Annotated in this window: 11 protein-coding genes; 8 read left to right on the top strand and 3 right to left on the bottom strand. The window is 55.7% G+C overall.

Features of this window, described 5'->3' with window-relative positions; genetic code table 11:
• The first annotated feature begins 3 nt into the window (after positions 1 to 3).
• The 6 genes from HY282_17375 (at position 4) to HY282_17350 (ending at position 6,253) form a co-directional block, all read left to right on the top strand.
• Positions 4 to 1,035: an NAD(P)-dependent glycerol-3-phosphate dehydrogenase gene (locus HY282_17375; protein MBI3805523.1), complete on the top strand. Its 1,032-nt coding sequence runs from the start codon at positions 4 to 6 to the stop codon at positions 1,033 to 1,035.
• Positions 1,032 to 2,696 carry a Na/Pi cotransporter family protein gene (locus HY282_17370; GenBank protein MBI3805522.1) on the top strand — a complete coding sequence of 555 codons (1,665 nt, stop codon included), beginning with the start codon at positions 1,032 to 1,034 and terminating at the stop codon, positions 2,694 to 2,696. Before HY282_17375 ends, HY282_17370 begins: the two co-directional genes overlap by 4 nt.
• Positions 2,693 to 3,445 (top strand): nickel pincer cofactor biosynthesis protein LarB, encoded by a 753-nt coding sequence (gene larB / locus HY282_17365; GenBank protein MBI3805521.1) that lies wholly within the window; start codon positions 2,693 to 2,695, stop codon positions 3,443 to 3,445. Before HY282_17370 ends, larB begins: the two co-directional genes overlap by 4 nt.
• Positions 3,446 to 3,524: 79 nt before the next feature.
• Positions 3,525 to 4,154, top strand: coding sequence for a DUF3047 domain-containing protein (locus HY282_17360; protein MBI3805520.1), 630 nt, complete (start codon positions 3,525 to 3,527; stop codon positions 4,152 to 4,154).
• A 25-nt stretch (positions 4,155 to 4,179) separates the two neighbouring features.
• Entirely contained in the window at positions 4,180 to 5,337 is a 1,158-nt protein-coding gene (gene larC / locus HY282_17355) for a nickel pincer cofactor biosynthesis protein LarC (GenBank protein ID MBI3805519.1), read from the top strand.
• A gap of 37 nt (positions 5,338 to 5,374) precedes the next feature.
• Entirely contained in the window at positions 5,375 to 6,253 is an 879-nt protein-coding gene (locus HY282_17350) for a TerC family protein (GenBank protein MBI3805518.1), read from the top strand.
• A gap of 84 nt (positions 6,254 to 6,337) precedes the next feature.
• Here the strand turns inward: HY282_17350 and HY282_17345 are convergent, their stop codons facing one another.
• From HY282_17345 to HY282_17335, 3 genes are all read right to left on the bottom strand, one after another.
• Complete coding sequence (locus HY282_17345; GenBank protein MBI3805517.1) at positions 6,338 to 6,841, bottom strand: AAA-associated domain-containing protein; 504 nt, start codon at positions 6,839 to 6,841, stop codon at positions 6,338 to 6,340.
• 76 nt (positions 6,842 to 6,917) lie between these two features.
• A complete protein-coding gene (locus tag HY282_17340; GenBank protein MBI3805516.1) occupies positions 6,918 to 7,667 on the bottom strand; it encodes an ABC transporter ATP-binding protein in 750 nt (249 codons plus the stop codon).
• Between the two features lie 27 nt (positions 7,668 to 7,694).
• Positions 7,695 to 9,410 carry an ABC transporter permease subunit gene (locus tag HY282_17335; GenBank protein ID MBI3805515.1) on the bottom strand — a complete coding sequence of 572 codons (1,716 nt, stop codon included), beginning with the start codon at positions 9,408 to 9,410 and terminating at the stop codon, positions 7,695 to 7,697.
• 197 nt (positions 9,411 to 9,607) lie between these two features.
• On the opposite strand from HY282_17335, the gene HY282_17330 reads away from it, so the two are divergent.
• Both HY282_17330 and HY282_17325 read left to right on the top strand, forming a co-directional pair.
• Entirely contained in the window at positions 9,608 to 12,103 is a 2,496-nt protein-coding gene (locus tag HY282_17330) for a GAF domain-containing protein (GenBank protein ID MBI3805514.1), read from the top strand.
• Positions 12,104 to 12,109: 6 nt separating this feature from the next.
• Positions 12,110 to 13,000, top strand: a complete 891-nt coding sequence (locus HY282_17325) for a cation transporter (protein MBI3805513.1) — start codon at positions 12,110 to 12,112, stop codon at positions 12,998 to 13,000.
• Positions 13,001 to 13,007 lie beyond the last annotated feature (7 nt).

Below are 13,007 nucleotides of genomic sequence, written 5' to 3'. Positions count from 1 at the left end.
GACGTGAACATCGCTGTGATTGGAGGAGGAAGTTGGGGAACTGCGCTTGCGCGTCTATTGGCGCGGAAAGGCCATTCCGTCTCTCTGTGGGTGTATGAGAAGGAGGTGGCCGAATCAATCCGAACGCGGCATGAAAACAGCGCCTACCTTCCGGGAGTTCCCCTTCCGAAAACGCTTGCAGCAAGCACCGATTTTCAAGAGGTCTTATCAAACGCCAAATGGGTCGTCTTCGCCGTCCCCTCTCATGTCGCTCGCGATGTCCTCCTGCAGATTGCGCCGCTATTGCCGCCGGAGATTCCTATCATCAGCGCCACCAAAGGGATTGAACGCAAAAGCCTGAAGCTGATCTCGGACGTAATCAGTGAGACCCTCCGAAGAAAGACCGCCAACCGAATCGCCGTCATCTCCGGACCGAGCTTCGCCAAAGAGGTGGTTCTCGAACATCCGACCGCGGTCGTCTTGGCCGCCGCGGACTACCGGCTGGCCGCACGGATTCAGAACATCTTCTCAACCCCTTTCTTCAGGCTTTTTTTAAGCAGCGATCTGGTCGGTGTCCAGTTAGGAGGCGCGTTGAAAAATGTCATTGCCCTGGCCGCCGGCGGATCCGACGGCCTGGGGTTCGGTTACGACACAAAGGCGGTGCTGATGACCCGAGGACTCTGGGAGATGGCCCGGCTCGGCCTCGCCATGGGGGCCGACATTAATACTTTTTACGGCCTTTCCGGGATGGGCGATCTTTTTCTCACCTGCAGCGGCACCCTCTCGCGGAATAGACGGGTCGGCGAGGAGATCGGCCGAGGCGTCCCCTTGCAGCAGGTGCTGAAAGGAATGCAAATGGTCGCGGAAGGGGTCCACACGACGGAGTCGGCCTATGCCCTTGCGCTCAAGCACAAGGTGGAAATGCCGATCGTCCGGGAGATCTATCGGATTCTCTTCGAGGACAAACGGCCCAAACAGGCGGTCATGGATCTGATGAAAATTGCGCGGGGAGGTGAGATTCCGCTCGAGGTCAAACGGACGAGGGAAAAGAAATGACCCCGGAGATCGAATCCATCCTCCGGATGATCCTCCTCCTCGCAGGTGGGGTCGCCGTCCTCCTCCACGGACTGCAGCTGGCCGGAAACGGCCTTCAAGACATGGCCGGAAAGGGGCTCAAAGCGCTCATCGCCTCCGTGACGAAGAACCGGATCCTCGGGACCGGCTTTGGCGCCTTCCTCTCCGCCGCCGTGCAAAGCAGCAGCGCCACCACCGTCCTTCTCGTCGGACTGAGCCGGGCGGGTCTCGTCACCCTGCCCCAAGCAATCCCGATTATTCTGGGCGCCGATATCGGTACCACCCTGACCGTTCAGTTGATCTCTTTTCAAATTCAGACCTTCTCTCCCCTGATCATTGCAATCGGCTTTCTCATTCAATCGATCGCCAAGAAAAAAAAGGCAAAGGCGGCAGGGATGGCGATTCTCGGGTTCGGCTTTATTTTTTTGGCGTTCGGCATGTTGACGCAGGGGATGCGTCCCTTCCAAACCGAGCCGTGGGTTCAAGACCTCCTCCGATCGGTTGAGGAAGCGCCGTTCAAGGCAATTGCAGCGGCGGCGCTCTTGACCGCCTTGCTTCACAGCAGCGCTGCAACCCTTGGAATCGCCTTGGCGATGAGCGGGGAAGGGTTGTTAACGCTGAAAGGAGCGCTGCCGATTATTTTGGGGGCCAATATCGGAACGTCGGCCCCCGCTTGGATCGCCAGCTTCGGAGGCTCTGCAGAGGCAAAACGGGTTGCCATGGCGCACCTTTTTTTTAAGGTAGTCGGCGCCCTCTTGCTCTATCCTTTTCTTTCTCCGTTCGAAACGTGGATCGCAGGAACGGCCGGCGCGGTCCCTCGACAGATTGCCAATGCCCATACTTTTTTTAACTTCGGCCTTGCCCTCCTTTTTCTTCCGCTCGCCGTCCCGGCGGCCAAATGGATCACCTGGCTGGTGAGCGCTCCGCCGCCGCACGAAGATCCCGCCCGGCCGAAATATCTCGATACCAATCTCCTCGATACCCCTTCCATCGCATTAGAGCAGGCGGCCCGAGAGGCCCTCCGAATGGCCGATATCGTTCGCCAAATGTTCCGGAAGGTTCCCCATTTCTTCACCGAGCGGAATGAATCGCTGCTGGAGGAGATCGAGCGCCGCGAGGAGATTGTCGACCGGTTGAACCAAGAGATCAAGCTCTACCTGACGCGCCTCTCCCAGAATGCACTGACCCCGGAAGAGTCGGCCCGGGAGATGGCGATTTTGGAGTTGACCAAAGACCTGGAGAACATCGGCGATATCATCGACAAGAACCTCATTGAGATGGCGCGAAAGAAGCTCTATACCGGTCTTCGCTTCTCCGATGCCGGATTGAGAGAGGTGATCGATTTCCATAAGATCATCTCCGACGACTTCGATCTCGCAATCGCCGCCTTTGCGGCAAGGGACCCCGTTTTGGCCGAGCGGGTCATCCAGGAAAAGGGACGCATTCGCCAGCGGGAACGGGAGCTGTCGGCCTCCCATATTCAGCGGCTTCACGAAGGGATTTCGGAGACAATCGAGTCGACGTCGATCCACCTCGATGTCTTAACCAACCTCCGGCGGATCACCTCCCATATCACCTCCATCGCCCATACCGTCTTAGATATCTCGGCCAGAATGGATGCGCGGGGTTCGAGCTCGTCATGAATAAAAAATCGATTGAAAAGTTATTGAAGGAGGTTCAATCGGGAAAAATCCCCATCGTGGCGGCGCTCGAGCGACTGCGACAACTCCCTTATGAATCGATAGAGTTCGCCAATCTCGACCATCACCGGAGTTTGCGACAAGGATTCCCGGAGGTTGTCTTTTCTCCCGGCAAAACCGACGCGCAGGTATTGGCCATCCTCGAAAAAATGGGTGCCACGCGGACCCCTACCCTTGCCACCCGGGTGACGCCGGCCCTCGCCCGCAAAATCCGGAGAAAATTCCGGCGGGCCGAATATAACCCGCTTGCTCGGACGATCGTTATTACACACGATGCCGTCGATCGGCGGCCGGGTGAAATTGCGCTCCTCACGGGGGGCACCGCCGATCTTCCCGTCGCCGAGGAGGCCCGCGTCACCGCAGCGTTGCTCGGTTATACCGTGGTTCCCTTTTACGATGTCGGCGTCGCAGGGGTTCACCGGCTTCTCAATCAACGCGAGAAGATCGAGAAAGCCGATCTGATCATCGTGATCGCCGGCATGGACGGCGCCTTGGCAAGTGTGGCGGGCGGGCTTTTCGGCCAGCCGGTCATCGCTGTACCGACCAGCGTCGGCTATGGAACAAGCTTCGCAGGTCTCGCCCCGCTCCTCACCATGCTCAACTCCTGCGCCGCGGGGGTGGCCGTGGTGAACATCGACAACGGCTTCGGCGCCGCCATCCTGGCCCATCGCATCTTGGCGAAGCGGCCCTGACCTCCTCCCATAGAAATCCCCCCGTCGATTTGGTATGATAAGCGCCGCGCCGTCAATGGTAGAAGGAGATCCACTCCCCATGCAAAAAATTATTCTCTTTATTTTATTGATGCTCACCTTTCCGCTCTTTCCTTCGAGCGTACTTTCGGAGGAGAGCCCCGCCTCGATCATCCTGGAAGACTTCTCTGCTCCGGACGAGCGGGGATTGCCAAAAGGGTGGATCGCGCAAAAAGAGACGCCGGATCCCACGCAGGTTTATCAGATCCGGAAAGAGGGGGATCATTCTTACCTTGCCGCGAGCGGACGGCCCAATCGATTTTTCAAAAAGATGAAATGGAATCCGCATCAATATCCCCTCCTCAGCTGGAAATGGCGGATGAAGACCGTTCCGGTCGACTCGCAAAAGGAGAAGCGGGCGGCGATTTATGTCTCCCTGGATCGGGACTTCTTCGGTATCCCTAAGATTACGAAGTATCTTTGGAGCAGCCTGGCGCCGGTCGGAGAAGAGGTCTCCGGCGGTTTTACCAGCGCTTCGACCCTGGTCCTCCGAAGCGGTCCGGCGGAAGCCGGCGAGTGGGTCACCGAGACAATCAATGTCCTCGATCATTTCAAGCGACTTCACGGCGAACCTCCCGGCGAGGAGGCTTATGGAATCGGCATCATGACCAGCATCGAAGCCGACTTCGCCGACTTCGTCGCACACCGGTAGGGAAAAACTTTTCTATGGAGAATAAGTGAGAACCGCCTATTTTGACTGCTTCTCCGGAATCAGCGGCGACATGATCCTCGGGGCGATGGTCGACGCCGGCCTTCCGATTAAATCACTTCAAGAAGGAATCGCCAAGCTCAAGCTCCCCGGCTGTGCGGTCGAGGCGCGTCGCGTGCGCAAAGGAGGGCTCGCCGCGACGAAAGTAGAAGTGATCAATCGCAAACAGCTCCCGCCGCTGACGACCTTTGCACAGATTGAGCGGCAGATTCACCGGAGCGACCTCTCGAAACCGATCCAACGGCAGTCGCTGGAGATCTTCCAACGGCTGGCAAAAGCCGAGTCCGCCGTACACGGCCGCCGCGCCGATCGAACCCACCTTCATGAGGTCGGCGAGGTCGATACGCTGGCCGACGTCTGCGGCGCCATCATCGGCCTTTCCTTACTGAAGATCGATCGGATTGTCGCCTCCCCGCTTCATGTCGGGACCGGCACGGTCAAGACCCGCTCCGGTATTTTTCCGATCCCGGCACCCGCCACCGCCGCCCTCTTAAAAGGCTTCCCCATTTATGCAACGGGCCTTCAAGGAGAATTGACGACGCCGACCGGCGCCGCCATCATCACGACCCTGGCGTCCGAGTTCTCTCCCCTTCCGCAACTGACCGTCGAGAAGATCGGCCATGGCGCAGGGACCGCGGAGCGGGCGACGCCGAACCTGCTTCGTCTCTTCATCGGAGAGGAAGCGCCGGTCTTTTCTGAAGATGAGGTCGTCCAGGTGGAGACCAACATTGATGACATGAACCCGCAGCTCTATGAGCACGTCATGGAAGCCTTGTTTGCCGCCGGCGCGCTCGACGTCTTCCTCACCCCGATCATTATGAAACGGGGAAGGCCGGCAATCCTGCTGACCCTTCTCAGCCCCGCCTCCGCCTGCGACGCGGTGGTGCAGACGCTCTTCACGGAGACGACCACCCTCGGCGTCCGTCTTCAGAAAATCGGACGAAAAAAGCTCGAACGGGAGATCCGAAGACAAAAGACCTCCCGCGGCACGGTGCGGGTGAAGAGCGCCTCGCAAAACGGCCGGGTGCTCCGGAAGCGACCTGAGTTTCAAGATGTCCGTCAAATCGCCCGGCGGAATGACCTTCCTCTCCGAACGTTGTGGGAGGAGATCCGGCGCCAAGTATGACCGATCGAACGGGATCGACCCTTTACATGGAGATTTGATGGACAGCTCTTTCTTAGCGCAGATCGTTGCGGAGGCGCGCGCATTTCAACTTTTTGATCTTTTAACGATCGGGACACTCGCGATTTTGGAGGGAATCCTCTCCGTCGACAATGCCCTGGTCCTCGCCATTCTGGTCCGAACCCTTCCAAAAGAGCAGCAGCGTAAAGCGCTGACCTACGGTCTCGTCGGCGCTTTTGTCTTTCGATTCGTGGCGCTCGTCTTCGCGGCCTATCTGATGCGACTGACCCTCTTCAAATTGATTGGGGGAGGATATCTCCTCTACCTGGCGATGAAACATATGTTCTTCTTTAAGAGAGAGGAGGGCTATCAGCTCAAACCGAAGACGGCCGGAAGTTTCTGGAAGACGGTGGGAATCGTCGAGCTGACCGACATTGCCTTCTCCATCGACAGCATTACCACCGCGGTCGCGATGAGCGACAAGCTGCTGATCGTCTGGCTGGGCGGAATCATGGGGATTGTCTTCCTCCGCTTCGTCTCCAGCTTCTTTATTCGCCTGCTGGAAAAATTCCCGCGGCTTGAGGACCTCGCTTATCAGCTGGTTTTCTTCATCGGGACCAAGCTGGTCCTCGAGTCCTTTCATGTGGAGATGAATCACGAGGTCTTCTGGATGATGATGGCGGTGATTACCGTGCTGGGAATCTCCCTCGTCTATCGCGACTACCACCAGCGGAAAGAACGGGTTGAAGCGCAAAACCGGCTGATCGATCAGCTCAAGAAAGGGGCCCTTTCCGAAGAGGAGATCCTCTCTCAAGAATCGATTCCGCATGAGGTCATTCATTACCTTCACAAGAACGGACAGCTTGATTTTCGGCTGCCGAAGAACAGCAGGGCCAGGGAGAGCAAAGAGGACGAATAAGAAGGGGTTCCTCTTCATGCGGCGCGAGGGTCGCAGGAAACGTCTACATCAAAGGCGCCTCCTGTCTGAATGAAATCGGCCTCTTTAAGCTTGGGGCGGAGGGAACGACTCCTCATCGAGATAGAGGGTCTGGGTGTCGGGATTGTATCCCAATAGCTCGGCGTACCTTCCCCAATTGACGACGGTCTTAAAGAGCGCTTCCGCATTTTCATGAGGAAGAAGCGCGGCAAGCTCCTCCAGGATGGCTTGCTTATGGAGACGCCCCTCTTCCGATTTTTGGAGTGCCTCAATCAGACGTTGATAAATCTTCAGCCGTTTGAGCTGTTCTCGAACGATTAACTTTCGCTGTGCCACCTTGCTCTTGAGAATCTTTCGTCCGAGATCGGTAATAACGACATCTCCGCCGGGGGTCTCCACGAAGCCGAGCATCTCCGTCATTTTAATCACGGCAAGGAGCTCTCCCAATTCATAATGGATCGCTTCGGCCAGCTTGTAGATATCCTCCTTCCCATGGTGGTCGTCTAAATACTCCAGCAGCCCAATCACTTTGCTCGACGTGACACCGTGGGGCAAAGCTTCAACTTCCATACCTTCTCCTTATAATAAGAGCGTTCGGTTTTAGCCGTGTGGAGAACAACAATACAGGCAAAAACCGGTCGCTGATTTAGGCCATCAATGAGAAGATCCGATCGCTGAATTCATTCAACACCGGGTCTTTCCGATCGCGCGGCCGAGGCACATTAATTAACATATCGGCTACCAATGTCCCCGGATGGGTGGAGAGAACCAAGACCCGGTCAGCCATGAAAACCGCCTCCTCGATGATATGCGTCACCATGATGATTGTGTTCACCGGCATCGATTTATCTTCCCAGAGCATCAACACCTCTTCCCGCAGCGTCAGCGAGGTGAGCGGATCGAGCGCAGAAAAAGGTTCATCCATACAGAGGATCTTCGGCTCGACCGCAAGCGCGCGCGCAATTCCGACCCGCTGTTTCATCCCTCCCGAGAGCTCGCGGGGGTACGCCTCCTCAAAGCCGTCGAGTCCGACCTTTTCGATAAAATGGAGCGCTTTTTTTCGGCGCGCCTCATGAAGCAACCCGCGCGCCTCCAGGCCCAGCTCGACGTTTTGTAAAACGGACAGCCAAGGAAAGAGGGCAAACGACTGAAAGACCATCGCCGAATCGAGATTGACCGAGCCAAGCGCCCGCCCCTCATAAAGGACCCTGCCCTCCGTCGGCGGAATCAGCCCGTTGAGGATGCGCAAGAGGGTGCTTTTCCCCGATCCGGAAGGACCGACCAGGGCGATGAATTCCCCTTCCCGAATGCAGAAAGAGATCTCCTTCAAAACAGGCATCATCGCGCCGTTCTGATTGAAACACTTCGAGACTTTTTCGATTTCCAACAGATTCATTTAAAGGCGGTTAATCCTAAAACGGGATTAATAATCGATCTTGTAATGTTCTACCGCATAAAGATAAAGCCTTCTCCAAAAAAACCGATTGAGAAGGGTGATCGTAACGACCATTGTGATCAATGAGAGGAGCATCATCTGCTCGTTCCCCGCCTCGTAGGTCGCCCGATCGAGGAGGGCGCCGATGCCGGTGACCGAATAGGTCTCTCGCCGGTAAACCACATACTCCGCGACAATCAAGGCATTCCATCCCCCTCCCCAGGCGGTAATGCTCCCGGTTACAAGCGACGGAAAAACGGCCGGAAGATAAAGCCGCCGCCAATAGAGCCACTTTGAAACCCCCAGCGCTTTTGCCGCCTCCTTCAGATCCCCCGGAATACTTTGGACCCCTCCAATAAGGTTAAAGAGAAGATACCACTGCATCCCGGTTAAGATCAATAGAATGGCGGCTCCATTCATCCCGCCCAAGACATGGACCGCCAAGAGAATGAAGAATGGAAACAAGGCGGTCGCAGGAATGGAGGCGCCGATCTCAGCGATCGGTGTGACGAAATGCGCCGCGTGCGGATTCTCCCCCACCCAGAAGGCGACCGGAAGGGTCCAAGCAAGGGCAAGAAGATAAGCGACCGCCAAACGAAGAAACGAGGCCAGGAGTGCGATCGGGATTAAATCAGCTTCTTTTGGAAGCGGCCGGGCCAGCCCCTGGATCAGCAAAAAAAAGCTCCATCCGATGACAAAAAAGACCGCGGCCAGCGTGACATATCCGATCCACCCTCGACACCGCCGCCAAATCACCTTCCTGGTCCGTTGGGCCAGCCCCTGCTCGGGAAAAAGAAGGCGGCTCGGAAGCTTCAGAACCGGGGCCGATGTCGCAACAACCGCTTTGGTCCAGCGCCAGAGCGGGCTTGTACGAAATCGCCGGTACCATTGAAGCGCAAAAGAGGTCGGCGGGATCGCAGACGTCATGGTAAATTCATACCGAAATTTTTCTCCCCAGACCGCAAGCGGCCGCCAGATAAAAAGGTCGAGGAGAACGATGATGGCAATTAAAAAAAGAAGACCATAAAGGGTTCGCCCAAGCTGACCGCTTTCGACCGATTCGATCAGAAAGCTTCCCAAGCCGGGCAGGTGATAACGGATCGAGCCGATGGCGATGATCTCACAGGCAATCAGGAAATACCAGCCGCCCGCCCAGGAGATCATGCTGCTGTAAATCAGCTTTGGAATGCAGATCGGAAAGAGCGCTTTCTCGAATTTGAGCCAGCCTCGAATCCCCAGGCCGTCGGCCGCTTCAATCAGGTCGTTGGGGATGGTCTTAAACGATTCGTAGACGCTGAAAGCCATGTTCCAGGCCATTGAAGTAAAGATCAGCACGACGCTGGCGACTTCGACCCCCCAACGGCTTCCTTGAAACAGATTCACGAAAAAAAATACCGCTACGGGGAAAAACCCCAGGATCGGAATCGATTGAAGCACATCGAGGATCGCGATCATCGGCCCCTCGGCCTTCGGAACGGTTGCGGCAACATAGCCGTAAAGGACCGAGAAAAAAAACGAGAGAAGATAGGCGAAGAGCATCCGCATCAGCGAATAAGCCGCATAATACGGCAGCTGCGATAGTGCCGTATCGAGATGAATCTTTCCCGACGGGAACTGCAGGTTGCGACCGAACGCATAGGCCAGCCCCGCCAACAGGAGAAGGGTGACCCCAAACGCGACCCTTCGCTTCACTTCTTTTAACATAAACCTCTCCCGCGAAACCGGTCAAAGCCTAACAGAATCAGCGCTTAAATTCAAATAAATCAATATTTTTTGAGTTGTTTTCTTTGTCGACTTATCTTTGACTTATCACAGGTCGGATGATAGAATGAGGGCATTTTTATAACCCCTTCACAGCCCGCGTGAAGAGAAATAGCGCTCCGTTAATGATCACACGCATAATGAAACAGACTCGCAGCTTTCAGGCCCGGATGGTCTTTTCGATCCTGATTATCGCCGGCCTCACCTGGGCGTTGGGCCTGACCGTGATCTATTTTGTGGGGAAAGGGGCAATCGAGAGGAACATCGGTTTGGAGTTTCAACATACCGCGGAGGAGACAAGCAAGAATCTCACCCGGTTACTGGAACATCATATCGAAGAGGCCTACGCCCTCACCTCTTCCTCCGATACGCTCGACATCCTGAACCAATCGGGCCGCCTTTATGATCTCCCGTTCCTCCAGCCGAGTCAAGATCGAATCGGACAGATCCGCACCGCCTGGCAGAGCGAGGGTCCCCACTCTCTTTTGGCGGAGCGGCTCTTAAATAACCCCGCATCCCGGAGCCTGAAGACCTTTCATCTCAAACCGGCGCGGACGGACGAAGATCTCGGCACGCTCATTATCGACCAAAACGGAATTGTTGTCGCGGCGACCGATGAGCCGAAAGAAATTTACTTCGGAGATCAAGCCTGGTGGAAGGAGATCTTCAGCGCCTCGGAAGGCCGCGAGTATATTTCCGACATCGAGATGGTAACGCCTTTTAAAAATGTCCCTGAGATGTACACCCTTTCCATCGCCACTCCCATATACAGCGCCCAGGGAAAGCGTCCGATCGGCGTCCTCTTGATGGTGCAGTCGGTGAAAAACTTCTTCGAGCTGGTCACCCAGGTGAAGCTGACGAAGACCGACCATACGATGCTCGCCGGATCGGACGGAAATCTCCTCTTTTGTCCGATCTTTCTCGTCAAAAACCACACCCTCCGCCCCGAGCTGATTCAAGAGATTACGCGGGGGCAGCCGGGGTGGGGAACCAGCCTGGCCGACGTTCATTATCCGGGACAACGCTCGATCAACGGCTTCGCTCCGGTGATCGTCCCCGGCGCCGTTCAAGGAAGCTTCGGCAACCATCGGTGGTATATCTTCACCAGCCAGGATCCACAGGAAACGTATGCACCGATTCAAACCCTCCTCGGATGGGTTGCAGGGTCGGGCCTCCTCGGCATGGGGATGCTCGCCTTTTTCATCTCCTACACCACCGGGCGGCTGGTCCAGCCGATCAAGCAGCTCCAGAAGGGAACCAAACAGATTGCCCATGGAGCGCTTCAAGAGCCGCTCGACATCCGGACGGGGGATGAGATTGAGGATCTCGCCTCCGACTTTAACGAAATGGCGGCCAAAATTAAGGAGTCGTATACGCAGCTGGAGCAGAAAGTAGCGCAGCGAACACAGGATCTGGCGGCGAAGAACCGGGAGCTCTCCGCCCTTTACACGATTGCATCCACGCTGAGTAAATCGCTCAATTTAAAAGAGCTGCTCGATGAGGCCCTCTCCACCGTTTTAACCATCTTCGGCATGAAGGGAGGAATTATCCATCTGCTTGAAGAGGCCAAAGGCCCGCTGCTTCTGATCTCTTCAAGAGGTCTTCCGCTCTATGGCGAGAATCCCAACCAGCGGCGCAAAGACAGCGACATTCTCTTCCGTCACGTCATCGAGAAAGGGGCGGCGATCTCCTCTTTCGGCGAATCGTTGGAAGAAATCCCATTCAACGGAATCTCTTTTCCGAATTTTGTAACGATCCCGATTCGCTCAAAGGGAAACATCCTCGGGACCTTGACCCTTTTCGATCAGACCCCCGCCGCGCTCATCAATCAAGACCTCGGACTGTTGGCGGCGATCGGAAATCAAATCGGCGTGGCGGTCGAGAACATCCGGCTTTATGAAGAGACCAAAAAGGTCGACCAGCTGAAATCCGACTTCGTTTCAAAGGTCTCACATGAGTTCCGAACCCCGCTGACGTCGATTAAAGGATTTATCGAGATCCTCCTCTCTTATGACGACATCAGCGCGGAAAAAGAGCGGGAGTTTCTGCAGATTATCAATCAAGAGTCCGACCGGCTCATTCGGCTGATCAACGATGTCCTCGATCTCTCTAAAATCGAAGCGGGAAAGATCGCTTGGAACATAGAACCGCTCGATCTGGCGGAGTTGATCGATACCACCGTTAAAGCGACCCACTCTCTGGTCGATTCCAAAAAGATCGACCTGCGGGTGGAAACGGAAGTCGACCTGCCGCCGGTGCAAGGAGATCGGGATCATCTCATCCAGGTCCTGAACAACCTCCTTTCAAACGCGATTAAATTCACCGAGAAGGGTCAGGTGGTCGTTTTTGCAAAACGATCGAACGACCGGGAAATTCTCACCGGGGTTCGCGATACCGGCATCGGCCTTCCCTCTAATGAAGCGAACAAGATTTTCAACAAATTTTATCAAGTGGCGCGGCCCGAAAAGGGGCTTCCGAAAGGGACCGGGTTGGGACTTGCGATCTGCCGTGAAATCATCAACCATCTCAGCGGAAGAATTTGGTGCGAGAGCAGGCCCGGACAGGGGGCAACGTTTTACTTCACCCTGCCGATTGCAGAACATCAGCCTCGTGAGACCGAGTCTTCCCCCTCGTGATAGGCCATGCCAAGTATTCCTGACGTCCACTACCAGCCGGTCAAAAAGATCCTCCTTGTGACCCTCGGCCTGAATCTTCTAACCGCCCTCGCGAAATCGATCTGGGGCTACTCCAGCCATTCGATCAGCATGCAGGCCGACGGCTTTCACTCCTTTCTCGATGCGGCCTCCAATGTGATCGGCCTGATCGGGATCTATTTCGCTTCCCGTCCCCCCGACGACGAGCATCCCTATGGACATCGCAAATTCGAGACGTTCGCTTCGTTTTGTATCTCCGTCTTTCTTTTCTTGGGCTGTTTGGAAATTCTCAAAAGCAGCTATGCCCGGTTTCAAGATGGAACGATGCCGGAGATCACTTCGGCCAGCTTCGTCATCATGCTTCTCACCATCCTATTGAATATCGTCGTCAGTCGGTGGGAAAAACGGCAAGGGGTCCTCCTCAAAAGCGAAATCCTCATCGCCGACTCGTTCCATACCAAAAGTGATGTCTTCTCCTCCTTGTCGGTGATCGCCAGCCTCGCCGCCGGTTGGGCCGGCTACCCGATTCTCGATCCATTGGTCGGGGTGGTCATTGCGTTCATCATCGGGAAGGTCGGAATGCAAATTCTAATGGAGAGCTCCAAGGTTCTAACCGACTATTCGCGGATCCACCCGCAGGAGATCCACGACCTGGTGATACAGATCGACGGGATTGAAGAGTGCCACGCCGTCCGAACACGCGGCGGGATCAACCACATCTACGTCGATCTGCACATCCATGTTCATCCCCACATGCATCTTGAAAAGGCCCACGTCCTCGCCCATCGGGTTGAAGCGGAGATCATGAAGCAGTTTACCGATGTCATCGAGGTCGTCGTCCACTTGGAGCCGCACCTGCCGCAGCTTGAGAATGATTGAAAGGGAC

The organism is Candidatus Manganitrophaceae bacterium (assembly GCA_016200325.1).
GTDB lineage: Bacteria > Nitrospirota > Nitrospiria > SBBL01 > Manganitrophaceae > Manganitrophus.
The sequence above is the reverse complement of the archived record's forward strand: the minus strand, read 5'-3'. Positions and strand labels throughout refer to the sequence as shown.